This is a genomic window from Delftia sp. DS1230 (assembly GCF_040112715.1).
Lineage (GTDB): Bacteria > Pseudomonadota > Gammaproteobacteria > Burkholderiales > Burkholderiaceae_C > Comamonas > Comamonas tsuruhatensis.
The window spans coordinates 1,040,873-1,065,636 of sequence record NZ_CP157763.1 but is presented as its reverse complement, the minus strand read 5'-3'; the positions used below and the strand labels follow the sequence as shown (position 1 = coordinate 1,065,636).

Below are 24,764 nucleotides of genomic sequence, written 5' to 3'. Positions count from 1 at the left end.
CGGCATCCAGGCAGCCGGTCAGGCCACAGCCTGGGCGGCCTGGCCGCGCAGCGCGCTGCGCAGCTGGTCGATGGATCGCTGCTGCGCCTGCTCGTACAGCGCGATCTCGTCATGCACGCGCGCACCCAGGTCGGCCTCGAAGGCCTGCTGGGCCGCATGGGCTGCGTACTGCTTTTGCTCTTCGCCGCCCAGGTTGGACTGGAAGATGCCGGCCGCGCTCACGGGCAGGAAGTCTTCGTAGACGATGGGCTCGGCCTGGGCCAGGCCGCGGGCGATCAGGGCGTCCAGGTCCGAGGCGGCGGCCGCGGCGGCCTCGCCTGCGGCCAGGGCGGCTCCCTCGTCGCTCAGCGTGAAGCGGTAGAAGGCCAGGTCCTGGCGGCGCAGTTGCTCATGGGTGTCGGGGAAAGCCTCGAAGACCTGGGCCAGGCGGCTGCCGTAGTCGGGTGCGGCACTGCCCGCGCTGCCCATGTCGCGCACCTGGGCCAGCAGCTGGTCGTAGAGCGCGCGGCCCTTGCGCGTGAGCGCCACGCCGCGCTGCTCGATCTCGCCGAAGCGCGCCGTGTGCGAGCCTGCGCCCGTGGCATCGCCGGCAAAACGCACGGTCTCCTTGAGCGCCTTGAAGCTGGTCTGGCGCAGCAGGATGGGGCAGGCGCGGCGCGGCGGGCCTTCGACCACGTCCTTGGCATCCATGCCGCGTGCGGGCATGGCGGCCTGGGCCGCGTCGATGTCCAGGGTGCGCGGCGTCAGGTGGTTGATGTGCGGGCCCTTGAAGCAGACCACGTCGGCGATCAGGCGGTGGGCCTTGTGCAGCGCGTCGTAGGTGGTGCCGTCCACGGTGGACTCGCTGTGCCAGCGGAAGGTCTCCAGCGCCTCGCCGACGAATTCATCGGCCTCGGCATCGGTGAGGCCGCCGTTGGCCTCGGACTGGGCGATCAGCGCGAGCGCGCGTTCGGTGAAGATGTTGCGGCGCGCCAGGATGGCGGCGGCCTGGGCGCGCAGCGCCTCGTCGGCAATCAGGTCCAGGCGCAGCAGCGAGGTGAAGACGCGGAAAGGGTTGGCCAGCAGCGCCGCATCGCCCACGGGACGGAAGGCCGTGGAGTGCACGGGCACGCCGGCCACCGACAGGTCGTAGTAGCCCACGGGCTCCATGCCCATGATGGCGAACAGGCGGCGCAGCATGGACAGCTCGGCGGCAGTGCCCACGCGGATGGCGCCGTGGCGCTCCACGCCCAGGCGGGCCAGCTCGCCACTGCGCTGCATACGGGCCAGCAGCTCAGGCTCGGCCTGCAGGGTGCGCTGGTTGATGTCGGCCACGAGCTCGATCAGCGTGCCGTACTGGGGCACTTCATCGCGGTACATCTCGGACATGGCGCTGGAAAAGCGCGCGCGGATCTCGTCGGAAGGCACGAAGGCGTTGGCGGACGTAGAGGACATGGTGCTCGTGGGGACTGATGGTGGGGCCGCAGATCAGCCTGCGGCATGGTGAATTCCTGGCACGCATGCTAGGTCTGCGCCTTGAGCCTGGTCAAACGATAATCGGGCCCATAGGTCATTCCCAAACAGAATGGCCCCTCCCACGATTGCCCCACCGCTCCCTGCCATGCTGCTGTCCCGCCGTTTCCTGCCCCCCATGTCCCTGCTGTGCGCCTTCGAGGCGGCGGCCCGGCACCAGAGCTTCACGGCAGCTGCGGCCGAGCTGCACCTGACGCAAAGCGCCGTCAGCCGCCAGATCCGAGCGCTGGAGGAGCGGCTGGAGGCGGAGCTCTTTGTGCGCGAGCGCCAGACCGTGCGCCTGAGCCCGGCCGGCCAGGCCTATGCGCAGGAAATCCGGGGCGCGCTGATGCGCATCTCCACGGCCACGCTGGGTTTTCGGGCCAACCCGCGCGGCGGCAGCCTGAACCTGGCCATCCTGCCCACCTTCGGCACGCGCTGGCTGGCGCCGCGCCTGCCGCAGTTCTTCAGCGCCCACCCGGGCATCACCATCAACCTGACGACGCGGCTGTCCCAGTTCGACTTCCAGCTCGAAGCCGTGGACGCCGCCATCCATTTCGGCCTGCCGCACTGGCCTGGCGCCGAGCTGGCCTTTCTGATGAGCGAGACCGTGGTGCCTGCCTGCAGCCCCGCCCTGCTGGCCCAGCATGGCTTTGCCCAGCCCCAGGACCTGCTGCAGGCGCCGCTGCTGCACCTGGCATCGCGCCCCGATGCCTGGCAGCGCTGGCTGTCCGTGCACCATGCGCCCATGGCCGAGGGCCAGGGCATGCTGTTCGACCAGTTCGCCACCGCCGCCCAGGCCGCCATCGCCGGCGTGGGCGTGGCCTTGCTGCCGCGTTTTCTGATCGAGCGGGAACTGGCCCAGGGCGATCTGGTGCGTGCCCTGCCCCATCTGCCCGAGATGGAAAGCGCCGAGCGCTACTACCTGGCCTGGCCCACGAGCCGCGGCAACTACCCGCCGCTGCAAAGCCTGCGCGAGTGGCTGCAGCAGGCAGCCCAGGATTTCATGCGGGACGGCCCGCAGCCCTGACGCCCGCAGCGCCTGCCACCAGCGCCTGCAGCGCCGCCACCGGCAACTGCCCGGCCAGGCCGATGGCCACGATGGCGGGCACCTGCTGCTGCACGGGCGCGGGCGCGGGCGCTGATGCGGCACGCAGCCGGCCGCTGCGCCCGGCAAACTGAAGCTCGCTCCACTGGCCCGCCCCGGTCTGCACCACGCCCTTGAGCCGCAGCACGCCGGCCGGCATGGCCTGCAGCCACGCCTGCAGGGCCGTCTCGGACAGCACCCCGGGCGGCTGGCAGGACCAGGTCTCGAACTGCCGGCCATGCATGGGGCGCGCAGTGCTGGCACCCCATGAAACCTCCCGCACGCCACGCAGCAGGGCTGCGCCACTGAGCAGCTCCACGGGCACCCGGGCTTCGTGCACATCGCAGCGTTGCGCGGCTGGCGCGTGGCTGGCTATCCAGCCGTGCACGCGCTCCAGGGTCCGGGCATCGGCCAGATCGGTCTTGTTGACGATGACCAGATCAGCCCGGGCCACCTGGCGCTGCAGCGTGTCGGCCAGCAGCGGGTCGGCCGCCTGCCCGGGCAGGGCAGCGGCATCGACGACCACGATGACGCCGTCCAGCGCCAGTGCGGGATCGGCCAAGCCCAATTGGGCAATGCGCCAGGGGTCGGAGACGCCGCTGGCCTCGACCACCACGGCGTCGAAGCGATCGCGCTGCTGCAGCACGCCGATCAGGGCCATGGACAGGTCGTCACCGATCTGGCAGCACACGCAGCCATTGGTCAGTGCAATGGTGTCGCCGCTGTGGGCCTTGATCAGGCCTGCATCGATGTTGAGCGCACCGAAGTCATTGACCAGCACCGCCAGCCGCTGGCCATCCGCATGGCGCAGCCAGTGGTTGAGCAGCGTGGTCTTGCCGGCGCCCAGGAAGCCGCCGATGACCGAGAACGGCAACCGCTGTCCCATGTCATGCCGCCTTGAAGACGCGCCCCGACAGCACCGTGCCCCAGACCCTGAGGTCCTTGAGCACCATGGGGTCCAGGGACAGCGGATCGTCTTCCAGCACGCAGAAGTCGGCGCGCTTGCCGCATTCGATGCTGCCGATCTCGTGGTCCAGCTTCAGTGTCCAGGCCGCTCCCAGCGTGACGGCATGCAGGGCCTGGGCCACGGTCAGGCGCTCGGCCGCGCCCAGCACGCGGCCCTTGGGCGTGAGCCGGTGGACCGCGCACCAGGCGGTGAACAGCGGCCCCAGCGGCGTGACGGGCGCATCCGAGTGAATGGCCAGCGGCACACCGGCAGACAGCGCGCTGGCGCAGGCATCGAGCCGCATGGCCCGGTCCGGCCCCATGGTCATCTCGTAGTGCTGGTCGCCCCAGTACCAGAGGTGGTTGGCGAACAGGTTGGCGCACAGGCCCAGCGCCGCCATGCGGCGAAACAGCGGCGCATCGATCATCTGGCCATGCTGCAGCGTATGGCGATGGTCGGGCCGGGGCGCGCGGGCCAGCACGCGGCCTATGGCGTCGATGGCGGCTTCGCTGGCCTCGTCGCCATTGGTGTGCGTATGGATGAGCAGGCCCGCGCGGTGGTAGGTCTCGAAATCGGCCTCGTACTGCGCGGGCGCGGTGACCCAGATGCCGTTGGGCGCGCCGTTGTAGTGACCGGGCCAGCGCAGGCGCGCCGAAAAGCCCTGGATGGAGCCGTCCAGCATCATCTTGACCAGGCCGTAGCGCAGCCGGTCGGTGTTGCGCGCCATGAGCGCGCGCACATGCCCGGCACCGGCCTCGGCGCCATGCGTGCCGTGAAACGCCTGGAAGGCCGGCAGGATGCGGATGGGCACCTGGTCGTCGGCCAGCGCGGCCTCCAGCACGCGGCAGTCCTGCTCGCCCAGCCTGTTGACCAGGTCGGTGGCCGTGGTCACGCCCTGGCGGCAGGCCAGGCGGGCGAAGGAGCGCACGCCCGCCTCGGTCATGGGCGCCAGCAGCCCGGCGTTGCCGATCTTGCGCAGCACCAGGAACATGGCGGCCGGCTCCTGCAGCTCGCCCGTGGGCTCGCCGGCCAGGGCGTGGCCGGGTGCAAAGCGCACCACGCCCTCGACCTCGTTGTCGCGCGTGATCTCGGCCAGGCGCAGCATGGCGCTGTTGACATTCATCAAATGGCCGTTGGCGTGCGAGATCACGACGGGACGGCCTCCTGCGGCCCGGTCCAGGTGCTCCACCGTCATGCGCTCGCCGCCGAAGTAGATGGGATCGAACCCCCAGGCGATCAGCGGCTGGCCGGGCGGCAGGCCCTGCGCATCCATGCGCGCCGCCACTTCGGCCAGGCGGTCCACCACGGCATCCATGGAGCGCAGGCCGGGCCAGGTCTTGCCATCGGGGTCTCGCCGGTCGAACCAGCCCGTGTATGTCCAGTCCCACATGCTGCCTTCCTTGAGGTGGCAGTGGCCCTCCACCAGCCCGGGCAGCAGCACCTGGTCGGCAAAGCGCTCGTCGATGCGGCACTCGCCCCAGGCCGTGCAGCGGGCCAGGTCCCCGACCGCGAGGATGCGCCCGTCGCGCACGGCCACGTGCGTGGCCTCGGGCTGCATGGGGTTCATGGTGATGATCTTGCGGGCGGCGTAGACGGTGATGCTCATGGTGGCGGGTGCTCCGGGTTCAAAGGGCCAGCGGCGCGCGCGGCACGCCATCGATGTGGTCCACGCGGATGCAGCGCACCCAATGGCCGGGGGCGGCTTCGCGCAGCGGTGGCGCCTCGGCCGAGCACGCAGGCACGGCCACGGGGCAGCGCCCGGCGAAGCGGCAGCCCGCGGGCGGGTCGATGGGACTGGGCGGGTCGCCGGCCAGCCGGATGCGCCGCGCCGCGCGCTCGCGCCCGCCGCGCACCGTGGGCACGGCCGACATCAGGGCCACGCTGTAGGGATGCAGCGGCCGCGCGAAGAAAGCCTGGCGCGGTGCGCGCTCCACGATCTGGCCCAGGTACATGACGGCGATGTCGTCGCAGATGTGCTCGACCACGGCCATGTCGTGCGAGATGAACAGGTAGCTCAGGCCCAGCTCGCGCTGCAGCCGCGCCAGCAGATTGAGGATCTGGGCGCGGATGGCGATGTCCAGCGCCGACACGGGCTCGTCGCAGACCACGAGTTCGGGCCGCGTGGCCAGGGCGCGCGCGATGTTGATGCGCTGGCGCTGGCCGCCCGAGAACTGGTGCGGGAACAGCTGGCGCTGCTCGGGCCGCAGGCCCACCTGGGTGAACAGCTCGGCCACGCGCGCCTCGCGCTCGGCCGGCGTGCCCACGTCCATCAGGTCCAGCGGAGCGCGCACCGCATCGCCCGCGCGCTGTCGCGGATTCAGCGAGGAGAACGGGTCCTGGAACACGATCTGCATGCGCCGCCTCGCCTGGCGCAGGGCCTCGCCCGACAGGCCGCCCAGGTCGGTATCGCCCAGCTGCATGCGGCCCGCCGTCACGGGCGCCAGGCGCATCACGGCCAGCGCCGTGGTGGTCTTGCCCGATCCCGACTCGCCCACCACGGCCAGCGTGCTGCCGCGCCGCAGGCTGAAGGACACGCCGTCCACGGCCTTGACCACCTCGGGCCTGCCGAACAGGCCCTTGCCCGGGCGCGGAAAGTGGACCTGGAGATCGTCCACCTGCAAGAGGGTATCGTCCATGCGTGCGTTCATGCCAGGGCCTCCGTGTGGGCGCGAATGCGGGAAGCGGGAGCGTGCAGCCAGCAGGCCACGCCGTGGGATGGATCATCCAGCGCGGTCAGCGGCGGCGCCTCGCTGGCGCAGCGCGGCTGGGCCTCGCGGCAGCGCGCACGAAAGGCGCAGCCGCTGCCCAACTCCCAGATCGAGGGCACGACACCGGGGATCTCGGGCAGCTCGGTGCGCCCGCCTGACTGGCTGCTGCCCAGCTCGGGCAGGCAGGCGATCAGGCCGCGCGTGTACGGATGGGCGGGCGCTGAAAGCACCTGTTCGCAGCGGCCCTGCTCGATCACGCGGCCCGCATACATGACCATGACGCGGTCGGCCATCTCGGCCACGGCCCCCATGTCGTGCGTGATCAGCACGATGGCCGTGCCCTTGTCGCGCTGCAGCTCGCGCAGCAGGTCGAAGATCTGCGCCTGCACGGTCACGTCCAGCGCCGTGGTGGGCTCGTCGGCGATCAGGATGTCGGGCCGGCAGGCCAGGGCCATGGCGATCATCACGCGCTGGCGCATGCCGCCCGACAACTGGTGCGGGTACTCGTGCACGCGCCGCTCAGGCGCGGGGATGCCGACCTGCCGGAGCATTTCCACGGCGCGTTGGCGCGCGGCGCCCGCGTTCAGGCCAGCGTGCAGGCGCAGCGGCTCGGCGATCTGCTCGCCCACGGTGAGCACCGGGTTCAGCGAGGTCATCGGCTCCTGGAAGATCATGGAGATGCGGTTGCCGCGCACCTGGCGCATATGGGCCTCGCCGGCGGCCACCAGGTCCTCGCCCTGGAAGCGCACCTGCCCGCCCGTGATGCGGCCCGGAGGCGAGGGAATGAGGCGCAGCAGCGCCAGCGCCGTCATGCTCTTGCCGCAGCCGGATTCGCCGACCACGCACAGGGTCTCGCCCGCGCGCAGATCGAAATCCACGCCGTTGAGCACCATCGCCTGGCCGCGCCGGCCCTGGAAGGCCACGCGCAGGCCGCTGACTTGCAGCAGGGGGGTATCGGTGTCCATCAGCGCTCCCTCAGCTTGGGGTTGAGTGCATCGTTGAGGCCGTCGCCGATCAGGCTGACGGCCAGCACGGTGACGAAGATGGCGGCACCGGGAAAGGCCACGGCCCACCAGCACGACAGCAGGTATTGGCGGGCCGACCCGATCATCAGGCCCCAGCTCATCTGGTTGGGGTCACCCAGGCCCAGGAAGGACAGGCCGGCCTCGAACAGGATGGCGGCGCCCACGGCCAGCGTGGCCGACACCACCAGCGGCGGCAGCGCATTGGGCAGGATCACCTTCCAGATGATGCGGCCGTGGCGCGCGCCGATGGCGCTCTCCGCGCGCACGAATTCAAGCTGGCGGATGCGCATGAACTCGGCCCGCGTCAACCGCGCCGTGGCCGGCCAGCTCACGCTGCCGATGGCCAGCGTGACCGTCACCAGCGAGGGCGAGAACAGCGTCACCACCACCATGGCGAACAGCAGCGCAGGCAGCACCTGGAAGAACTCGGTCACGCGCATCAGCAGCGCATCGACGCGGCCGCCGTAGTAGCCGGCCATCGCCCCCAGCGTCACGCCGATGCACACCGACAGCAAAGCCGCGAAGGCGCCCACCATCAGCGTGGCGCGGCCGCCGTGGATGATGCCCGTGAGCACGTCGCGCCCCAGCTGGTCGCTGCCCAGCCAGGCCTCCTCGCTGAACGGCGGGCTCAGCGGCATGGTGCGGATCTCGAACGGGTCCGCAGGCCAGATCCAGGGGCCGGCGATGGCCACCAGCAGCACGATGAGCAGCATGGCCATGCCGGCAATGGCCGAGGGGTTGCGCAGGAACATGCGCAGCGCTTCGCGCGCCGGGTGCTCGGCATGGGCTGCGGCCTGCGGCGCGGCGACGCTCGCCACGGACACGGAAGGTGGTGTGATGGCATTCATGGTCTCAGGCCGCCTTGATGCGGGGATCGATCAGCCGGTAGCACAGGTCGGTGACGAGGTTCATCACGACCACGACGATGGAGGAGAACAGCAGCACGCCCAGGACGGTCGGGTAGTCGCGCCGCAGCACCGAGTCGAAGGCCAGCCGGCCCAGGCCCGGCCAGTTGAAGACCGTCTCGACGATGATGGCGCCGGCCATGACGTTGCCGAACTGCAGGCCCAGCATGGTCACCACGGGCAGCAGCGCGTTGCGCAGCGCATGGCGGTAGAGCACCACATGCTCGGCCAGCCCCTTGGCGCGCGCCGTGCGGATGTAGTCGGCGCCCAGCACGTCCAGCATGGACGAGCGTGACAGCCGGCTGTACTGCGCCAGGTAGACCAGGGCCAGTGTCAGCGCAGGCAGCACCAGGTGCCGGGCCACGTCCAGCAGGTCGGCAAGGCCCGCGCCGCCTGCGGCATCGGCCGAGCGCATGCCCGACACCGGCAGCACGGGCCACCAGGAGGCAAAGGCCAGCACCAGCAGCATGCCGGTCCAGAACACGGGCGCCGCAAAGCCCACCAGGGACAGCACGGTGATGCACTGCGACAGCAGGCCGTTGGGCCGGCGCGAGGACAGCACGCCCAGCAGCGTGCCCACCACGAAGGCCGTGAGCACGGCGGCCAGCACCAGCAGCAAGGTGGCGGGCACGCGCTCGGCAATCATCTGCGCCACCGGCAGGTTGAAGAAGTAGGAGTAGCCCAGATCACCACTGGCCACGCGCGCCAGGTAGATGCCCAGCTGCACGGGCAGCGGCCGGTCCAGCCCGTAGCGTGTGCGCAGCTCGGCCATGAGCTCGGGCTCCATGCCGCCGCTGGCGCCGGCAATGGTCTCCACGGGATCGCCGGGCGCCGCATGCACCAGCATGAAGTTCAGCACCACCACGGCCAGCACCAGCGCCAGGCCCTGCAGCAGCCGCTTGAGGAGTGTGCGAAGAAAAGCCATGGACTGCACCTCCCCGACTACTTCAGAAAGATCTCGTCATAGGGCGAGGCCGGCCCCCAGACCGTGGTCGGCAGGTTGCCCACGTTCTTGCGCGCGGCCGTGTGGTAGGGCGAGTTGTTGATGAAGATCACCGGCAGCTCGTCGGTCACGGTCTTCTGGAAGGCCGCATAGAGCTTCTTGCGCTCGGCCGTGTCCAGCGTGCTGCTGGCCGTGTTCAGCAGCTCGTCCACCTTGGGATTGCGGTAGGACTGGGTGTTGGTCCAGACCACGGGCTTGATGTTGGTGGACAGGTAGCTGCGGTGCACGCCGATGACCGGATCACCCCAGTTGAAGACGATGTCCATGGACAGGTCGAAGTCGTGCGTGGCCAGGCGCCGGGACCAGGCCGGGAAATCAGCCGAGGCGCGCACCTCGACCGCGATGCCCACCTTCTTGAGCTGGGCACGCACGTACTCGGCCACGTTCTTTTGCTGCTCGTCCGTGCCCGGCAGGTAGTCGATGGTGATCTTGAAGCGCTCGCCATTGGCGCCGGGCTTGAGGCCGGCCTCGTCCAGCAGGGCCGCCGACTTCTTGAGGTCCAGCGGATAGCGCACCAGGTCGGCCGAGGCAAAGGGGCTGGCCGCCACGATGGGGCCGTCGGCCACGCTGGCGAAGCCGCCCATCAGCGCCTTGGTGATGAAGTTCTTGTCGATGGCATGCGCAATGGCCTTGCGCACGCGCACGTCGTCCAGCGGCTTCCTGTCGGTGTTGATGGCCAGCCAGTTGATCGAGCCTATGCCCTCGAAGCCCTTGCCGGTCAGCGTGATCTGGGGATTGGTGGACAGGCGCTTCAGGTCGATGGAGGCCTGCAGGTAGGGCACCATCTGCACGTCGCCGCGCTCCAGGCTCAGCAGCAGGCTGGAGGAGTCGGGCACGATGTTGAAGACCAGCTTGTCCAGGTAGGGCCGGCCGGGCAGGAAGAACTTGTCGAAGCGCTCCATCACGATGCGCTGGCCCGCGCGGAACTCGGTCAGCTTGAACGGCCCCGAGCCCACCACGTCGGCGCTGTTGCGCGCATGGGTCTTGAGGTCGGCACCGTCGCCATAGATGTGCCTGGGCAGTATGGGCGCCAGCGCCGGGCTCATGGCCAGCAGGATGGCCGGATGCGGCGCGTTCATGCGGATGATGGCCGTGTAGGGGTCGGGCGTGTCCACCTTCTCCACGGGCCCCAGCATGGTCTGGAACGGGTGGTTGGCCTTGATGGCCATGATGGAGAAGGCCACGTCGGCCGAGATGATGGGCTTGCCGTCGTGGAACACGGCATTCCTTCGCAGGTTCAGGGTCAGCGACTTGCCGTCCTCGGCCAGCTTCCAGGACTCGGCCAGGTAGGGCTGGGGCTTCCACTGGTCATCGAAGCGCAGCGGGCTGGCGAACAGCTGGGTGGAAGGCATGGCCGTGGCAATGCCCGATTGCACGGCGCCGTTCAGGTGCCGTGGCACCTGGGTGCTGCCCACGATCAGGGTGCCGCCGCGCTGCGGCTCCTGGGCCTGGGCCTGCAGCGGCGTGGCCGCCAGGCCCGCCAGCGCGCCGGCCAGGGCCAGGGCCGCCAGGGCGCGGCGTCGGAAAGTGATGGTGTGCATGGACTGTCTCCCTCGTTGGATCGCCAGGCCGCGCGGCTCGCTGCCTTCAATCCAGAATACGCAACAAGGGCGCGGGCCGCGGGGGCCACAGCCGTCCAAACGTAGGAGCCAGAGGCCCGGTGTTTACCCGCGTCGGCCGGCCCAAACCTTTACTTGCCCGCACCCGCACCGCAACATGGCGCCGACCGCGCGCCCTCTGCCCGGCCGCGCCAAGAACGCCCCCCGATTGCCTCCGTTGCGCCATGAGCACCCCTTCCGCCACAGACCCACGCCACCAGTGGGCCCGCCTGTTCGCGCTGCCCGAGCAGCCCGGCCTTCCCCTGAAGGACCGCCTGCGCCTGGCCCTGGTCCAGCCCATCCTCGAAGGCCGCCTGCCGCCCGGCGCGGCCATGCCACCCTCACGCGAGCTGTCGCGCCTGCTGGAGGTGTCGCGCAATACCGTGACCACGGTCTACGAGCAGCTCGTGGATGAAGGCTTTCTGGAAGCCCGCCCGCGCAGCGGCGTGTTCGTGGCCCGGGATTCGCGCTTGGCCGGTGTGGACGGCGCCGTGGCCCTGCCTGCGGCAAGTCCCGGGGAGCCCGCACCGGACTGGTCTGCACGCGTGCTGCGCTCGCTGACGGACAGGCACACGCTGTCCAAGCCGCTGCAGTGGCGCGAGTACCCCTACCCCTTCGTCTACGGCATGCACGATCCCGCGCTGTTTCCCACCGAAGGCTTCCGGGAATGCTGCACGCGCAGCCTGGCGCGCGCCCAGCTGCCGCACTGGACGCCGGACTTCGAGACCGACGACGTGCCCGACCTGATCGAGCAGATCCGCCTGCGCCTGCTGCCCCGGCGCGGGGTGTTCGCGCTCAAGGAAGAGATCCTGGTCACCGTGGGCGCGCAGCAGGCCTTCTACCTGCTGGCCGACGCGCTGCTGGACCCCTCGCAGCGGCTGGGCTTCGAGGAGCCGGGCCACCCGCATGCGCGCAACACCTTTTCGCTGCGCCGCCCCCACTGGGTGCCCGTGGCCGTGGACGAGGAAGGCGTGGTGGTCGATGGCCTGCCGCCGCTGGACTACCTGTTCGTCACGCCCTCGCACCAGAGCCCCACCACCGTGACGCTGAGCCTGCAGCGGCGCGAGCAGCTGCTGCGCCGCGCCGAGCAGGGCGATTTCGTGATCATCGAGGACGACTACGAGGCTGAGAACCTCTACCAGGGCACGCCCATGCCCGCGCTCAAGAGCCTGGACAAGGGCGGGCGTGTGATCTATGTGGGTTCGCTGTCCAAGAGCCTGTCGCCCGCGCTGCGGCTGGGCTATATCGTCGCGCCGCGCGCGCTGATCGACGAGTTGCGCGTGCTGCGCCATGCCATGGTGCGCCACCCCAGCGCCTTTCTGCAGCACGCCTATGCGCTGTTCCTGTCGCTGGGCCACCATGAAGCCCATGCGCGCCGCGTGAACCAGGCCATGCTGGAACGCGTGGCGCAGGTGGACCGCTCGCTGCGCGCACACCTGCCGGATTTCATCTTCCGCCAGCCCCAGGGCGGCGCATCGCTGTGGGTGCAGGCGCCGGCCTGGCTGGACGCCGATGCGCTGGCCGCCGTGGCGCGCCGCCACGGCGTGCTGATCGAGGCGGGCAGCGCGTTCTTTGCGACGCCGCGCCAGCCCTGCCCCTTTTTCCGGCTGCGCCTGTCCTCCATTGCCATCGATCAGATCGATGCAGGCATTGCGGCACTGGCACAGGCGGTGGCCGAACTGGCCCGGTCGCGATGACCGGGTCCGGGCCCGTGGTCACTGCTGCGCGTAGGACTCCAGCGGCTTGTCGTTGGGCTTTTGCAGCAGCTGTTTGAGCATGTCGCTCATGGGCAGGTTCAACGGGGCATTCTTGGGCGGAATGGGCTGCACGAACCACTTGTCGTAGATCTTCGCCACTTCGCCCGAGGCCATCATGCCCACCAGCACGTCGTCCACGGCCTTCTTGAAGGCGGGATCGTCGCGGCGAAACAGGATGGCGATGGGTTCGGAGCCCAGCACCTCGCCCACGATCTTGAAGCCTGCAGGGTTCTTGGAGTTGGCGATGACGCCGGCCAGCAGGTTGTCGTCCAGCACGAAGGCATCGGCACGGCCCGATTCGAGCATCAGAAAGCTCTCGAAATGGTCCTTGCCCAGCGAGGTGGGCAGGTTCACGCCATTGTCGCGCCCGTACTTGCGCAGCAGCTGCACGGCGGTCGTGCCGGCCGAGGCCGCCACGGGCTTGCCGTCGAGCTGCTTGAAGGAGGTGATGCCCGAGTCGGCACGCACGGCCATGCGCACCTGGCTCACGTAGGTGGTCACGGCAAAGGCCACCTGCTTTTGGCGCGCGAGGTTGTTGGTGGTCGGGCCGCAGCCGATGTCCACGGTGCCGTTCTGCACCAGGGGCATGGTGTTCTGCGAGGTCAGGGCCATGTACTCGATCTTGGCCTTGGGCACGATCTGGGCCAGCACCTTCTCGCACAGCTCGACGTGGTAGCCCACGTACTTCTGCGTGGTCCCGAAGGCATAGGCCATGGGCGCCGAGCTTTCGCGCACGCCCATCACCACCTTGCCTGTGCTCTGGATCTTGTCCAGCGTGCCGGCCGCTTCCTGTGCATGGGCAGCGCCAGTTGCCGCCACCACACATGCCATCGCCACATGGGCCAGTACGAATCGCATCGAGGGTCTCCTTGGATAGTTGTTGCAGGTCCGAAGGCGCGCTGCGCCTCCACCCTGCCGAGCCGCCGTCACTGGCTGCATGCAAGCAGGGCCGCCGTCAAGGCGATTGCATCAACTATCGAGCAATCAGGCGCCTGTGCATAACGATGAAATGGAAGAAGGTCATGCTCCACCCACATGACCCGGCACCCTGCTGGTGCGCTGCGGGGGCCACAGGCCCGCAGCGCCCGGTCAGCCGGCCGACCCTGCCGCAAGCCGGTGCATGAGGCCCTGCGTCGAGGCATCGACGCCCTGCCAGTCGCCGCTGTCCTGGCGCGCATGCAGCTGGCGCGCCAGGTGCTTGCCCAGCTCCACGCCCCATTGGTCGAAGCTGTTGATGCCCCAGACCGCACCGGCCGAGAAGACACGGTGCTCGTACAGTGCGATCAGGGCACCCAGCGATGCCGGATCGAGCTGCTGCAGCAGCAGGAAGCTGCTGGGCCGGTTGCCCGCGCAATGGCGCTCCGCACCCTCGCCGTGGCGCCCCTCCATCAGGGCCTGGGCCTGGGCAATGGCGTTGACGACCAGGCTCTGGTGGTGGGCGCCCAGGTATTTGCCGCCGTCGCGCAGCGCGATGAACTCCACGGGAATCACGTCCTGGCCCTGGTGCAGCATCTGGAAGAAGGCATGCTGGCCATTGGTGCCGGGCTCGCCCCAGATCACGGGCGCCGTGCGCACGGGCAGTGTCTGCCCGTCGCGCGTCACGCCCTTGCCGTTGCTCTCCATCTCCAGCTGCTGCAGGTAGGCGGTCAGCCGCCGCAGGCCATGGCTGTAGGGGGCAATGCAGCGGCTGGAGAAGCCGCAGAAATCGCGGTACCAGACATCCAGCAGGCCCAGGCGCAGCGGCAGGTTGCCCTCCACGCCCGAAGAAAAGAAATGCGCGTCCATGGCATGCGCGCCGTCCAGCAGCGCACGGAACTGCGCCGCGCCGATGGCGATGGCCACCGGCAGGCCGATGGCCGACCACAGCGAAAAACGGCCGCCCACCCAGTCCCAGAAACCCAGCGTGCGGCGGATGCCGAAGTCGGCTGCGGCCTGCACATTGGTGGTGAGCGCCACGAAGTGCCGGTCGATGGAGCATGCGGCCTGCGGGTCCTCGCTGCCGCCCTGCTCCAGGAACCACCGGCGCGCCGAGTGCGCGTTGAGCATGGTCTCGGCCGTGGTGAAGGATTTGGAGGCGATCAGGAACAGCGTGCTGTGCGGGCGCACGCGGCGCAGCACATGGCCGAGCTCATGGCCATCGACGTTGGAGACGAAATGGAAATTCTTGCCCGCATCGACCCAGTCCTCCAGCGCATTGACCACCACTTCGGGGCCCAGGTGCGAGCCGCCGATGCCGATGTTCACGATGTCGGTGATGCCCTCGTCGCCACGCACCTGCTCGGCCAGGGCCAGCATGGCGTCCAGCGTCTCGTGCACCTGGCCCAGCGCCTCGTGCATGGCCGGCTGCCACTGCTGCACGGTGGCGCAGTGGCGCAGCTGGCCGCCGTCACGCGGCATGCGCAGCAGCCAGTGCATGACGGCACGGCCTTCGGTGCAGTTGACGGGCTCGCCGGCCAGCATGGCGTCGCGCTGGGCCAGCACGCCGGTCTGCTGCGCCAGCTCGCGCAGCAGCGTCTCGGTGGCTTCGGTCCAGAGGTTCTTGGACAGGTCGGCGAAGACATGCGGGGCCTGCTGGCTCAGCGCGTCCAGCCGGCCCGCGTCCGCGGCAAAGGCCTGGCGCAGATCCAGGGACCGGATGTCTTCGTTGAAATGGCGTTCAAGTGCCGACCAGGCCGGCAAGGTGTTGCACAAAACGGGCAAGATCTTCATCCAATCAGTCTGCGGCCTGCTGCATCAATGCTTCGAGCTTGCGGGTGTCGGCAGCGAAGGCGCGTATGCCTTCGGCCAGCTTCTCGGTGGCCATGGCGTCCTCGTTGAGGGCCAGGCGGAAACCGGCCTCGTCGTAGTGCACGGGATCGAGGGCCAGGGTCCGCGCGGCCTCGGGGTCCAGGGCGCGCGCCAGGGGCGCATCGCTGGCGCCCAGCTGGGCCAGCAGTTCGGGGGCGATGGTCAGCAGGTCGCAGCCCGCCAGCGCCACGATCTGGCCCGTGTTGCGAAAGCTCGCGCCCATGACCTCGGTGGCGATGCCGAAGTGCTTGTAGTGCTCGTAGATGGCGCGCACGGAGCGCACGCCGGGATCGTTGGCGCCGGCCATGGCGGCCTCGTCCCACTGGGCGCCGGCCTGCTTCTTGTACCAGTCGTAGATGCGGCCCACGAAGGGCGAGATCAGCTGCACCTTGGCCTGGCCGCAGGCCACGGCCTGGGAGAACGAGAACAGCAGGGTGAGGTTGGTGTGGATGCCGCGCAGCTCCAGCTGGCGCGCCGCCTCGATGCCTTCCCAGGTGGAGGCGATCTTGATGAGCACGCGGTCGATGTGCACGCCTTCGGCCTGGTACAGCTCGATCAGGCGCTCGGCACGTGCCACGGTGGCCGAGGTATTGAAGGACAGGCGCGCATCGACTTCGGTGGAGACGCGGCCCGGAATGGTGTTCAGGATCTCGCAGCCGAAGCGCACCAGCATGCGGTCCATGACTTCGTCGAGGCGGCGGCCCTTGTACTGGGCCACGGTGGCGCGCATCAGCGGTGCGTACTCGGGCTTTTGCACCGCCTTGAGGATGAGCGAGGGATTGGTGGTCGCATCCCGCGGCTGGAACTGGGCCAGTTGGTGGAAGTCGCCGGTATCGGCCACCACGGTCGTGTACTGTCGAAGCGCATCAAGCTGGTTCATGGAACATCCTTTGGGCGGGAGCCTGGCGAGGGGCGGCATCGCACCAGGGCGGTGCGGTTGTACCGGCAAATCCTCCGAGTGTATGCGCGCGCATGGTTTGCATTGGCGTCAGGAAAGTAAGCGAAGGCTGCCGCTCATGCAAAATGCGCGCTGGACCTGCCTTGCGGCAACCGCTTCCCTTTACCCATAGAACAACGCCCACCGCCTAATGCTGGACCGCATCACCGCCTCGCTGCCCTCGCTTGCTCCCGCCGAACAACGCGTGGCCCGCCTGGTGCTGGCCGATCCACGGGCCTTCGCACGGCAGCCGGTGCGCGAACTGGCCGAGCGAGCCCATGTCAGCAAGCCGACGGTGGTGCGCTTTTGCCGCAGCATGGGCTACGACGGCCTGGCCGACTTCAAGCTCAAGCTGGCCGGCAGCGTCAGCGAGGGCGTGCCCTTCATCCACCGCAGCGTGGACACCGACGACAAGACCAGCGACGTGATGGTCAAGGTGGTGGACAACGCCGTGGCCGCCTTCCTGCAATACCGCAATGCCGCCAGCACCACGGCCATAGAGCAGGCGGCGCAGGCCATCGCCTCGACCTGGCAGACAGGCCGGCGCATCGAGTTCTACGGCGCGGGCAACTCGGGCATCGTGGCGCAGGACGCGCAGCACAAGTTCTTTCGCCTGGGCGTGACCAGCCTGGCCACCAGCGACGGCCACATGCAGGTGATGAGCGCCACCCTGCTGGGACCCGGCGACTGCGCGGTGATCATTTCCAACTCGGGCCGCACGCGCGACCTGATGGACGCGGCCGACATCGCGCGCAAGAACGGCGCCACCACGATTGCCATCACCGCCAGCGGCTCGCCCCTGGCCTCGGCCTGCCACATCCATCTGGCCGCCGACCATCCCGAGGGCTACGACCGCTACAGCCCCATGGTGTCGCGCCTGCTGCACCTGCTGGTCATCGACGTGCTGGCCACCTGCGTGGCGCTGCGCATCGGCCCGGCCCTGCAGCCTGCGCTGGAGCAGATGAAGAACAACCTGCGGGCCAAGCGCTACACGTAGCACCGGCCCCAGGCCCACCCGCCTCGTTCAGCCCTGCCAGCGCCTGAGCACCAGCGAGGCGTTGACGCCACCAAAGCCGAAACCGTTGACCAGGGCATGCTCCATGGCCCAGGGCCTGGCCGCGCCGGCGATCAGGTCCAGCCCCTGGGCCAGGGGATCGGGCTCCACGAGATTGCGCGTGGCCGGCGCCATCTGGTCGCGCAGCGCCAGCACCGTGAAGATGGCCGCCACCGCGCCCGCCGCGCCCAGCAAATGGCCCGTGGCCGACTTGGTGGAGCTGATCGCCACGCCGCTGCCCTCGCCAAACAGGGAGCGCATGGCTGCCAGCTCGCCCCGGTCGCCCACGGGCGTGGAGGTGGCGTGGGCATTGAGGTACTGCAACTGATCCGGCGACAGCCCGGCCATGGCCAGCGCCTGTGCCATGCTGCGGCGCGCGCCGTCGCCATCTTCCGGGCCCGAGGTGATGTGATAGGCATCGGCACTGGTGCCGTAGCCCACCACTTCGGCCAGCGGCACGGCGCCGCGCGCCAGGGCGTGGTCCAGCCCCTCCAGCACCAGGGCGCCCGCGCCCTCGCCCATGACAAAGCCGTCGCGGCCCGCGTCGAAGGGGCGTGAGGCCTCTTCGGGCCGGTCGTTGTATCCCGTGGAAAGGGCCTTGGCCGCCGCGAACGCACCCAGGCTCACGCGGTCGATGGCTGCCTCGGCGCCGCCGCACAGCGCCACGTCGGCCTCGCCCGAACGGATCATGCGCAGGCCGTCGCCCAGGGCCTGCACGCTGGCTGCGCAGGCGGTGACCGGTGCACCCAGCGGTCCCTTGAGCCCATGGCGTATCGACACATGCCCGGCCGCGAGATTGACCAGGAAAGACGGTACGGTGAAGGGCGACAGGCGCGACACCCCCCGGCTGTCCGTGGTGCGCACGGCCTGGGCAATGGCGCCAAAGCCGCCGATGCCCGAGCCAATGATGCAGGCCGTGCGCGTGCGCTCCTGCTCGCTGGCCGGCTGCCAGCCGGCCTGGGCCAGCGCCTGGTCCGATGCGTCCAGCGCCAGCGGGATGAAGCGGTCCATCTTGCGCTGGTCCTTGGGCGAGACCACGGCATCGATGTCCCAGCCGCCTTCCGGGTCGCGGGCCAGGTCGGGCACCTGGCCTGCCACCTGGCCCGGCACATCAGGCGCCAGATCCTCGGGCAGCCGGCTCAGGCCCGATGCGCCGGACAGCAGCCGGCGCCAGGCCAATTCAGTGCCCCGACCCAGCGGCGAGACCATGCCCATGCCCGTGATGACCACGCGGCGTGCGAGAGGACCCGTGCTCATGAACGCTCCCTGATGGACCATGCAGAGACTGCAGCGCGCACGGGGCACAGGCTGCTCGGGATTGAAGAGGCGTTCATCGGTTCTTCCCTGTAGAGTGCACAGCCCCTGCCGCAGATGGTGAGCATTGCCTGCAGGCACGGACTTATGATGATGGCCGTCATCATAAACGCATTTTGATGACAACCATAATCATTGGACAGTGCACATGAAAGTCACGAAAGCCCAGGCCGCGCAGAACCGGCAGGACATCCTCGAAGCCGCTGCGCGGCTGTACCGCGAGCACGGGCTGGACGGCGTCGGCGTGGCCGAGGTGACGCGCGGCGCGGGACTCACCCACGGCGGGCTCTATCGCCACTTCGAATCCAAGGACGCGCTGGTGCGCGAAGCCTGCGCACGCGCCTTCGACTGGTCCATCGCGCCGCTGGACGGCCTGCAGGGTGAACAGGCCGGCAGCCTTGCCGCGCGCGTGCAGTCCTATCTGTCGCCGCAGCACCGCGACAGCCCCGGCGAGGGCTGCCCCGCTGCGGCGCTGGCCGTGGACGTGGCTCGGGCAGGTGGTGATCTTTCAGCGGTGTTCGCCGAAGGGGTGGAACGCAACATCGGCAGGTTTGCGCGCGTGATCGGCACACTTGGCGACGATCAGGCACCCGATGCCGCACAGCGCGCCCAGGCCATGGCCATGCTCAGCAGCATGGTGGGCGCCCTGGTCCTGGCACGTGCCACGGTCGCCGCCAATCCAGCCTTGTCCGACGAGATCCTGGAAACGGTAAAGGCCCACCTTCTTGCGATCGAGGGACAGCCCCGCTGACCGGCTCCGCCTGCGCTATACGTCCTGCGAAGGCAGCGGCATGGCCTGCTCGATCAGGCTGGCGTGCAGGGCAGCGCCCAGCGGCAGCACCTCGTCGTTGAAGTCATACCGGCTGCTGTGCAGCGGCACCCCGGGCTGGGCGCCCGTGGATTGCCCCAGGCGCAGGTAGGCGCCGGGTTTGTGCTGCAGCATGAAGGAAAAATCCTCCGCGCCCATGCTGGGCTCCAGCTGCCGGTCCAGGTTCTCCACGCCCACCAGCGCCTGGGCCACGTCGGCCGCAAAGGCGGCCTCCGTGGGGGAATTGATGGTGGCGGGATAGATGCGCTCGTAGTTGACCTTGGCCGTGGCACCCAGCCCCAGCGCCACCGCGCTGCACAACTCCTGCAGTCGCTGCTCGACACGGTCCTGCACGGCGGGATCGAAGGTCCGCACGGTTCCCACCAGCGTTGCCGTGCCCGGCATCACGCTGAAGGCGCCCAGGTCCCCGGCCTGCACGGCACACAGGCTGATGACGGCACTGTCGATGGCGCGCACATTGCGCGAGACGATGCTCTGCACCGCCGTGGTGATGTGCGCGGCCGCCAGCACCACGTCCACCGTCTGGTAGGGATGGGCGCCGTGGCCGCCGCGCCCCGTGATCTCGATGGTGATGCGGTCGGCAGCCGCCATCATCGCGCCCATGTTGATGCCCACCGTGCCCGCACGCATGGCGGGCCAGTTGTGCATGGCGTACACGGCCTGCATCGGAAAGCGGTCGAAAAGACCATCGGCAATCATGGCCCGCGCGCCGCCGCGCCCTTCCTCGGCAGGCTGAAAGACCAGCACGGCCGAGCCGTCGAAACGCCGTGTCGCAGCCAGGTAGCGGGCGGCGCCCACCAGCATGGCCGTATGGCCGTCATGCCCGCAGCCGTGCATCAGCCCCTGCTTGCCCGATTTCCAGGGAAATTCGTTGTGCTCGACCATGGGCAGTGCATCCATGTCGGCACGCAGGCCTACCATCGCTCCCGAGCTATGCCCCTGGCCACGGATCACGGCCACCAGGCCCGTGGTGCCCAGGCCTTCGTGGATCTCGTCCACGCCGCATTGCCGCAAGGCCTCCTTGACGCGCGCAGCCGTGAAGCGCTCCTCGAACCCCAGCTCAGGATGCGCATGCAGCTCGCGGCGCAGCGCCGTCAGCTCGGGGTGGTACTGAGCGATCTGGGCAAAGACCCGACCGCCTGCCTTGTATCGAGTGGCTTCCATCGCCTTGGTTCTTTCGCTTCATTGGCCTGCGCATTACCTTAACGCAGGAAATCGCGCCCGCCCACCGTCAGCCCATCGACAGGAAACAAAAAGGCCTCCCGAAGGAGGCCATCCGTTGCGCAAACGCCGCGCGCTCAGAAGCGATGGCGCAGGCCGACGGTGAAGCCCGTGCGCTTGGTGGCACCATTGGCGTCGAGCATCACGCCCGAGCCGCCACTGGTCTTGGTGTGGTCCAGGGCCACATAGGCATCCGTACGCTTGGAGAAGGCGTAGTCGAGCACCGCCACCAGGAAGTCTGCCTTGCCATTGAAATTGCCCGTGCCCGAGCCCGACTGCTTGGCATGGTAGTAATGCGCGCCCACATTGATCTGGGGCGTGATCTGGTAGCCGAAGCCCATCTTGTACATCTGGCGCTTGTTGGCGTCGCCGGCCACGAAGCCGCCGTTGGACGAACCCGTCCAGAAGGAGTTGAGGATGGCCTGGTCGAATCCACCGCCTGCGGTTGCCGCCGGGAATGCGTCCTTGCGCTTGTTCAGGCCGTAGCCCAGGTTGACGTACCAGGGACCCACGCGGTAGGAGCCGCCCAGGGTATAGGCATCGACCTTGGTGCCGGCCGGCAGCGTCGTACCCAGGTAGCCGGCGCCTGCGGAAATGCCGCTTTGCGAGTAGCGCAGATAGCCGCCGGCCGTCTTGATGGCGCCACCGGGCACCACGCCAGTGCCGACCTTGTCGAAGGTGTTGTTCTCGTCGAACGAATACTGCAATGCGCCGCGCACGGGGCCGAACTCGGCCAGGTACTTGACCATGTTGCTGGCGCGCGCGCCCATGGACATGCCGATTTCAGGCTTGTAGGCCTCCATGTACGGCGAATACGGGAAGGAGGCATAGGTGGACGTCACCAGATCGAACAGCATGTTGTACTGGCGACCCAGGGTGATCTGGCCGAAGCTCTTGCTGCGCAGGCCCACCCAGGATTGCTGGAAGTAGCTGGCCGCAGCCTGCTCGCCGGTGTCGGTGAGGAAACGGGCTTCCAGGTTGGCAATGGCTGCCAGACCGCCGCCCAGGTCCTCGGTGATGTTGATGCCCCAGCGGCTTTGCGACATGCCGCCGCCGATCATCTGGGTCTTGCCGCTCTTGGTCGGGCCTTCATTGGTGGTGTGGCGCACGCCGGCATCGACGATGCCGTACAGCTGTACGCTGCTTTGCTGGGCGAATGCTGCCAAGGGTGCCGTTGCTGCCAACACCGCCAGTGCCACGCTCTTTTTCACGAATGAAGAATTCATTGTGTTGTCTCTCTCTTGTTAACGATTGGTTGGTGGAAATTTCATTCTAGAAACGCTTTTCCCGCCTCGTCACCGTTGGCACAAGCACAACACAGGTCTTTCCCTAGCACAAAACAAAAGAGCCAGTCCGAAGACTGGCTCTTTTTTGCTTCAAATGGCAACTGGCTTACGCCAGCCATTCATTAGAAAGCGTGGCGGATACCGACTTGCACGCCAGTCTGGCTTTCGCCAGCTTGCACGCCACCAGCGTACACGCCCTTGGCTTGCAGGCCCAGGGTCGAAGCATCCTTGTTCTTCAGGAATGCCAGGTTGCCGTACAGAGAGGTGCGCTTGGACAGGTTGTGCACGTAGCCCAGAGTGATCTGGTGAGCCTTGGAGTCGATGGCCTTCTGGTCGTACAGAGCGTACTGCAGCTTGACTTCGCCCACGCCGCCCACGGGAGCCGAAGCGCCCAGCATGTAGGAGTTGGTCTTGATGTCGCCGCCGATGTCGCGCTTGAACTTGGTCTGTTGCAGCAGGCCGCTCAGCTTGGCAACGCCGAAGTTGTACGAAGCACCCAGGGTGATTTCGTCACGGTCGGTAGCCAGGCCGCCAACGGCAGTCTTTTGCTGGGCAACGCCCAGGCTGGCGCTCAGGGGGCCGTTGTCGTATGCAACGTAACCGCCGATGTAACGGCCGACGCTGTCAGCAGTACCGATGGTTTGCTTTTCGTCGAAAGCGTAGCCAAAGCCGGCGTTGAAACCGCCGAAGTTGGGGGTGTAGTACGAGATCAGGTTGTTAGCGCGGATGCCGTTGTCGTCGGCGCCTTGGCCAGCAGCCCAGTTACGGAAGCCCATGAACTGGCCGATACCGGTGGCGCTGAACAGGTCGTAGGAGGTCAGCTTTTGGAAGGTCGGAACTTGGTCACGGCCCAGGCGCACTTCACCGAAGTTGCCCGACAGGCTCACGGTGGAACGACGCTTGAAGTTGAAGCCGCTGGCGTTGCCATCGTCACCGAAGATTTCGCCTTCCAGCCAGAAGCCAGCCTTCAGACCACCACCCAGGTCTTCCGTGCCGCGCAGGCCCAGACGGCTCGTGGAAGCGCCGCTGGTGCCCAGACCATAACGGCTGTCGCCAGCTGCGTCCTTGTTCACGTAGGCAACGTTGGTGTCCACGATACCGAACAGGGTCACGGAGGATTGAGCCATTGCGGCGCCGGAAGCAGCCAGCACTGCCAGGGCAATCAGAGATTTTTTCATTACGAGTTACTCCAAGGTTTAGAAGGGCGCCGGTCGTGAGGAAGAGAGGCTTGGCCTGAGGCTCCACCGGTTTCCCGCGCCAACCTCCTGGTGGGGAAGTTAGGGCCTATTGCACCAGACCGCCGCTGCCCATGCAAAGAAATTCACCCACAAACGGGCTTGAACCCCCGTTTTTCGTTGCACTGCCGCAACAAACCTGCAGACCAACACAATCAGGCCCAACCCGAACATCGCGCCGGCCTTGTTGCGCTTGCACAAAGAGAGGGCATGTCGTCCTGGTGTACCGTTCAGACCCTGAATTTGCCAAGATTTTCCGCTCTAGGGACCGCCCATGGACAAGATACTGACTGCCGCCGATGCGGCGCTTCGCACCCTGTTTGCACAGCCTTCCGCGGCCGAGCGCTCTCCCGCCACCGGCATCGCGGAGGGTGAGCTGACCGAGGCACAGCGCCGCCTGTCGGGCGCCTTGATGCGCGTCAATCATGTCGGAGAGGTCTGCGCCCAGGCGCTGTACAACGCCCAGGCCATGGTGACGCGCGACATGGTGCTGCGCGAGCATCTGCTGGAGGCGGCCCGCGAGGAAACCGACCATCTGGCATGGACCCGCGACCGGCTCAACGCCCTGGGCGACCGACCCAGCCTGCTGAACCCGCTGTGGTTCGCCGGGGCATTCGCCATCGGCGTGGTGGCCGCCAAGATCAGTGACGCCGCCAGCCTGGGCTTCGTGGTGGAGACCGAGGAGCAGGTTTCCGCCCACCTGGAATCCCATCTGGGCCGTCTGCCCGAGGAGGACCGCCCTTCGCTGGCCGTGGTGGCCCGCATGAAGGATGACGAGGAACGCCATGCCGCCGCTGCGCGCGAAGCCGGTGCCCTGGAATTGCCGCCCCCCGCCCGCGCCTTGATGCGCCTGGCCGCCAAGGTCATGACGACGACCGCTCACCGCATCTGAGATCCGAAGCTTCTGAAACGACGGGAGCTGCATCCAGCCAAAAAAGAAGCGGGCCCGGCCCGCTTTCTTCATTCTTGGCGAGTCCCTGCCGAGGCACGGACCCAAGCCCCCAGACGCATCAGGCCTCGACGATGTCGAACCCCGTGGTGATCTCGGCCGTCTTGCCCAGCATGATGGTGGCCGAGCAGTATTTGTCGTGGCTCATGGCAATGGCCCGCTCCACCGCGCCCGCTGGCAGGCCGGTGCCGCTGACGGTGAACTGCATGTGGATCTTGGTGAACACCTTGGGGTCGGTGTCCGCGCGCTCCGAAGTGAGCTTGACGCTGCAGCCTTTGACCGCGTGCCTGCCGCGCTTGAGGATCAGCACCACGTCGTAGGCCGTGCAGCCGCCTGCGCCTGCCAGCAGCATTTCCATGGGGCGGGGTGCCTGGTTCTGGCCTCCATTGGCAGGATTGGCCGCATCCGGCGCCCCGTCCATATTGACCACATGGCCGCTGCCCGTTTCCGCCACGAAGCCCATGCCCGAGCGCATGCCGGTCGTGCCGCCTGTCCAACTCACTGTGCATTCCATTGTTGCGTCCTCAAAAAACTGTTGCTATTTTGCATCAACTACACAAAAACCCTGATTTTGTTGCAACGCAGCACCTGCCGTGCATACAATGCACCCAAGCGTTATCTGAAGGGTTAAC

The 24,764-nt window shown here is 68.1% G+C and carries 21 protein-coding genes; 5 read left to right on the top strand and 16 right to left on the bottom strand.

What is annotated here, in order from left to right:
- Window positions 1-18 precede the first annotated feature (18 nt).
- Window positions 19-1,434, bottom strand: a complete 1,416-nt coding sequence (locus AAN986_RS04790) for a VOC family protein (protein ID WP_047217173.1) — start codon at window positions 1,432-1,434, stop codon at window positions 19-21.
- Between the two features lie 166 nt (window positions 1,435-1,600).
- Between AAN986_RS04790 and AAN986_RS04785 the strand changes: the two genes are divergently transcribed.
- A complete protein-coding gene (locus AAN986_RS04785) occupies window positions 1,601-2,521 on the top strand; it encodes a LysR family transcriptional regulator (RefSeq protein ID WP_012207461.1) in 921 nt (306 codons plus the stop codon).
- Here the strand turns inward: AAN986_RS04785 and AAN986_RS04780 are convergent.
- The 7 genes from AAN986_RS04780 to AAN986_RS04750 are packed head-to-tail and all read right to left on the bottom strand — an operon-like array spanning window position 2,496 to window position 10,706.
- Entirely contained in the window at window positions 2,496-3,464 is a 969-nt protein-coding gene (locus tag AAN986_RS04780; RefSeq protein ID WP_047217174.1) for a GTP-binding protein, read from the bottom strand. The two genes, AAN986_RS04785 and AAN986_RS04780, sit on opposite strands and share 26 nt — an antisense overlap.
- Window position 3,465: 1 nt before the next feature.
- Entirely contained in the window at window positions 3,466-5,130 is a 1,665-nt protein-coding gene (locus tag AAN986_RS04775; protein WP_047217175.1) for an amidohydrolase, read from the bottom strand.
- Between the two features lie 19 nt (window positions 5,131-5,149).
- Window positions 5,150-6,172, bottom strand: a complete 1,023-nt coding sequence (locus AAN986_RS04770; protein ID WP_016450885.1) for an oligopeptide/dipeptide ABC transporter ATP-binding protein — start codon at window positions 6,170-6,172, stop codon at window positions 5,150-5,152.
- Window positions 6,169-7,197: an ABC transporter ATP-binding protein gene (locus AAN986_RS04765; protein WP_047218858.1), complete on the bottom strand. Its 1,029-nt coding sequence runs from the start codon at window positions 7,195-7,197 to the stop codon at window positions 6,169-6,171. Before AAN986_RS04765 ends, AAN986_RS04770 begins: the two co-directional genes overlap by 4 nt.
- Window positions 7,197-8,105, bottom strand: coding sequence for an ABC transporter permease (locus tag AAN986_RS04760; RefSeq protein ID WP_047218859.1), 909 nt, complete (start codon window positions 8,103-8,105; stop codon window positions 7,197-7,199). The genes AAN986_RS04765 and AAN986_RS04760 overlap by 1 nt, the downstream gene beginning before the upstream one ends.
- Before the next feature lie 4 nt (window positions 8,106-8,109).
- A complete protein-coding gene (locus tag AAN986_RS04755; RefSeq protein WP_047218860.1) occupies window positions 8,110-9,087 on the bottom strand; it encodes an ABC transporter permease in 978 nt (325 codons plus the stop codon).
- A gap of 17 nt (window positions 9,088-9,104) precedes the next feature.
- Entirely contained in the window at window positions 9,105-10,706 is a 1,602-nt protein-coding gene (locus tag AAN986_RS04750) for an ABC transporter substrate-binding protein (protein WP_349335585.1), read from the bottom strand.
- A gap of 242 nt (window positions 10,707-10,948) precedes the next feature.
- On the opposite strand from AAN986_RS04750, the gene AAN986_RS04745 reads away from it, so the two are divergent.
- On the top strand, window positions 10,949-12,460 hold the full coding sequence (locus tag AAN986_RS04745; protein ID WP_047218862.1) for a PLP-dependent aminotransferase family protein: 1,512 nt from the start codon (window positions 10,949-10,951) through the stop codon (window positions 12,458-12,460).
- A gap of 18 nt (window positions 12,461-12,478) precedes the next feature.
- Here AAN986_RS04745 and AAN986_RS04740 read toward each other — a convergent pair whose 3' ends face one another.
- From AAN986_RS04740 to tal, 3 genes are all read right to left on the bottom strand, one after another.
- The gene (locus tag AAN986_RS04740; protein WP_016448714.1) at window positions 12,479-13,378 is read right to left on the bottom strand and encodes a transporter substrate-binding domain-containing protein; all 900 of its coding nucleotides are present in this window, start codon (window positions 13,376-13,378) and stop codon (window positions 12,479-12,481) included.
- 231 nt (window positions 13,379-13,609) lie between these two features.
- Complete coding sequence (pgi, locus tag AAN986_RS04735; protein ID WP_047218863.1) at window positions 13,610-15,229, bottom strand: glucose-6-phosphate isomerase; 1,620 nt, start codon at window positions 15,227-15,229, stop codon at window positions 13,610-13,612.
- Between the two features lie 4 nt (window positions 15,230-15,233).
- Entirely contained in the window at window positions 15,234-16,187 is a 954-nt protein-coding gene (gene tal, locus AAN986_RS04730; protein ID WP_046988172.1) for a transaldolase, read from the bottom strand.
- A gap of 208 nt (window positions 16,188-16,395) precedes the next feature.
- Between tal and AAN986_RS04725 the strand changes: the two genes are divergently transcribed.
- Window positions 16,396-17,241, top strand: coding sequence for an SIS domain-containing protein (locus AAN986_RS04725; RefSeq protein WP_016448717.1), 846 nt, complete (start codon window positions 16,396-16,398; stop codon window positions 17,239-17,241).
- 27 nt (window positions 17,242-17,268) lie between these two features.
- On the opposite strand, the gene fabF is transcribed toward AAN986_RS04725, so the two are convergent.
- Window positions 17,269-18,555 carry a beta-ketoacyl-ACP synthase II gene (fabF, locus tag AAN986_RS04720; RefSeq protein WP_047218864.1) on the bottom strand — a complete coding sequence of 429 codons (1,287 nt, stop codon included), beginning with the start codon at window positions 18,553-18,555 and terminating at the stop codon, window positions 17,269-17,271.
- A 205-nt stretch (window positions 18,556-18,760) separates the two neighbouring features.
- Here fabF and AAN986_RS04715 point away from each other — a divergent pair, with 205 nt between their 5' ends.
- Entirely contained in the window at window positions 18,761-19,363 is a 603-nt protein-coding gene (locus tag AAN986_RS04715) for a TetR/AcrR family transcriptional regulator (RefSeq protein ID WP_016448719.1), read from the top strand.
- A 15-nt stretch (window positions 19,364-19,378) separates the two neighbouring features.
- Here the strand turns inward: AAN986_RS04715 and AAN986_RS04710 are convergent, their stop codons facing one another.
- The 3 genes from AAN986_RS04710 to AAN986_RS04700 all read right to left on the bottom strand — a co-directional run bounded on the left by AAN986_RS04710 (window position 19,379) and on the right by AAN986_RS04700 (window position 23,126).
- Window positions 19,379-20,605, bottom strand: a complete 1,227-nt coding sequence (locus AAN986_RS04710; RefSeq protein ID WP_016448720.1) for a M20 aminoacylase family protein — start codon at window positions 20,603-20,605, stop codon at window positions 19,379-19,381.
- Between the two features lie 134 nt (window positions 20,606-20,739).
- Window positions 20,740-21,888: a porin gene (locus tag AAN986_RS04705; RefSeq protein WP_016448721.1), complete on the bottom strand. Its 1,149-nt coding sequence runs from the start codon at window positions 21,886-21,888 to the stop codon at window positions 20,740-20,742.
- A gap of 182 nt (window positions 21,889-22,070) precedes the next feature.
- A complete protein-coding gene (locus AAN986_RS04700; protein WP_016448722.1) occupies window positions 22,071-23,126 on the bottom strand; it encodes a porin in 1,056 nt (351 codons plus the stop codon).
- Between the two features lie 331 nt (window positions 23,127-23,457).
- Between AAN986_RS04700 and coq7 the strand changes: the two genes are divergently transcribed.
- The gene (gene coq7, locus AAN986_RS04695) at window positions 23,458-24,075 is read left to right on the top strand and encodes a 2-polyprenyl-3-methyl-6-methoxy-1,4-benzoquinone monooxygenase (protein ID WP_016448723.1); all 618 of its coding nucleotides are present in this window, start codon (window positions 23,458-23,460) and stop codon (window positions 24,073-24,075) included.
- A 118-nt stretch (window positions 24,076-24,193) separates the two neighbouring features.
- Here the strand turns inward: coq7 and AAN986_RS04690 are convergent, their stop codons facing one another.
- On the bottom strand, window positions 24,194-24,646 hold the full coding sequence (locus tag AAN986_RS04690) for an OsmC family protein (protein WP_016448724.1): 453 nt from the start codon (window positions 24,644-24,646) through the stop codon (window positions 24,194-24,196).
- Window positions 24,647-24,764: the final 118 nt, after the last annotated feature.

Excerpts from the sequence above, each read along its gene's own strand:
- AAN986_RS04790 (WP_047217173.1), bottom strand. The coding sequence starts at position 1,434 with ATGTCCTCTACGTCCGCCAACGCCTTCGTGCCTTCCGACGAGATCCGC.
- AAN986_RS04785 (WP_012207461.1), top strand. The coding sequence starts at position 1,601 with ATGCTGCTGTCCCGCCGTTTCCTGCCCCCCATGTCCCTGCTGTGCGCC.
- AAN986_RS04780 (WP_047217174.1), bottom strand. The coding sequence starts at position 3,464 with ATGGGACAGCGGTTGCCGTTCTCGGTCATCGGCGGCTTCCTGGGCGCC.
- AAN986_RS04775 (WP_047217175.1), bottom strand. The coding sequence starts at position 5,130 with ATGAGCATCACCGTCTACGCCGCCCGCAAGATCATCACCATGAACCCC.
- AAN986_RS04770 (WP_016450885.1), bottom strand. The coding sequence starts at position 6,172 with ATGAACGCACGCATGGACGATACCCTCTTGCAGGTGGACGATCTCCAG.
- AAN986_RS04765 (WP_047218858.1), bottom strand. The coding sequence starts at position 7,197 with ATGGACACCGATACCCCCCTGCTGCAAGTCAGCGGCCTGCGCGTGGCC.
- AAN986_RS04760 (WP_047218859.1), bottom strand. The coding sequence starts at position 8,105 with ATGAATGCCATCACACCACCTTCCGTGTCCGTGGCGAGCGTCGCCGCG.
- AAN986_RS04755 (WP_047218860.1), bottom strand. The coding sequence starts at position 9,087 with ATGGCTTTTCTTCGCACACTCCTCAAGCGGCTGCTGCAGGGCCTGGCG.
- AAN986_RS04750 (WP_349335585.1), bottom strand. The coding sequence starts at position 10,706 with ATGCACACCATCACTTTCCGACGCCGCGCCCTGGCGGCCCTGGCCCTG.
- AAN986_RS04745 (WP_047218862.1), top strand. The coding sequence starts at position 10,949 with ATGAGCACCCCTTCCGCCACAGACCCACGCCACCAGTGGGCCCGCCTG.
- AAN986_RS04740 (WP_016448714.1), bottom strand. The coding sequence starts at position 13,378 with ATGCGATTCGTACTGGCCCATGTGGCGATGGCATGTGTGGTGGCGGCA.
- pgi (WP_047218863.1), bottom strand. The coding sequence starts at position 15,229 with ATGAAGATCTTGCCCGTTTTGTGCAACACCTTGCCGGCCTGGTCGGCA.
- tal (WP_046988172.1), bottom strand. The coding sequence starts at position 16,187 with ATGAACCAGCTTGATGCGCTTCGACAGTACACGACCGTGGTGGCCGAT.
- AAN986_RS04725 (WP_016448717.1), top strand. The coding sequence starts at position 16,396 with ATGCTGGACCGCATCACCGCCTCGCTGCCCTCGCTTGCTCCCGCCGAA.
- fabF (WP_047218864.1), bottom strand. The coding sequence starts at position 18,555 with ATGAGCACGGGTCCTCTCGCACGCCGCGTGGTCATCACGGGCATGGGC.
- AAN986_RS04715 (WP_016448719.1), top strand. The coding sequence starts at position 18,761 with ATGAAAGTCACGAAAGCCCAGGCCGCGCAGAACCGGCAGGACATCCTC.
- AAN986_RS04710 (WP_016448720.1), bottom strand. The coding sequence starts at position 20,605 with ATGGAAGCCACTCGATACAAGGCAGGCGGTCGGGTCTTTGCCCAGATC.
- AAN986_RS04705 (WP_016448721.1), bottom strand. The coding sequence starts at position 21,888 with ATGAATTCTTCATTCGTGAAAAAGAGCGTGGCACTGGCGGTGTTGGCA.
- AAN986_RS04700 (WP_016448722.1), bottom strand. The coding sequence starts at position 23,126 with ATGAAAAAATCTCTGATTGCCCTGGCAGTGCTGGCTGCTTCCGGCGCC.
- coq7 (WP_016448723.1), top strand. The coding sequence starts at position 23,458 with ATGGACAAGATACTGACTGCCGCCGATGCGGCGCTTCGCACCCTGTTT.
- AAN986_RS04690 (WP_016448724.1), bottom strand. The coding sequence starts at position 24,646 with ATGGAATGCACAGTGAGTTGGACAGGCGGCACGACCGGCATGCGCTCG.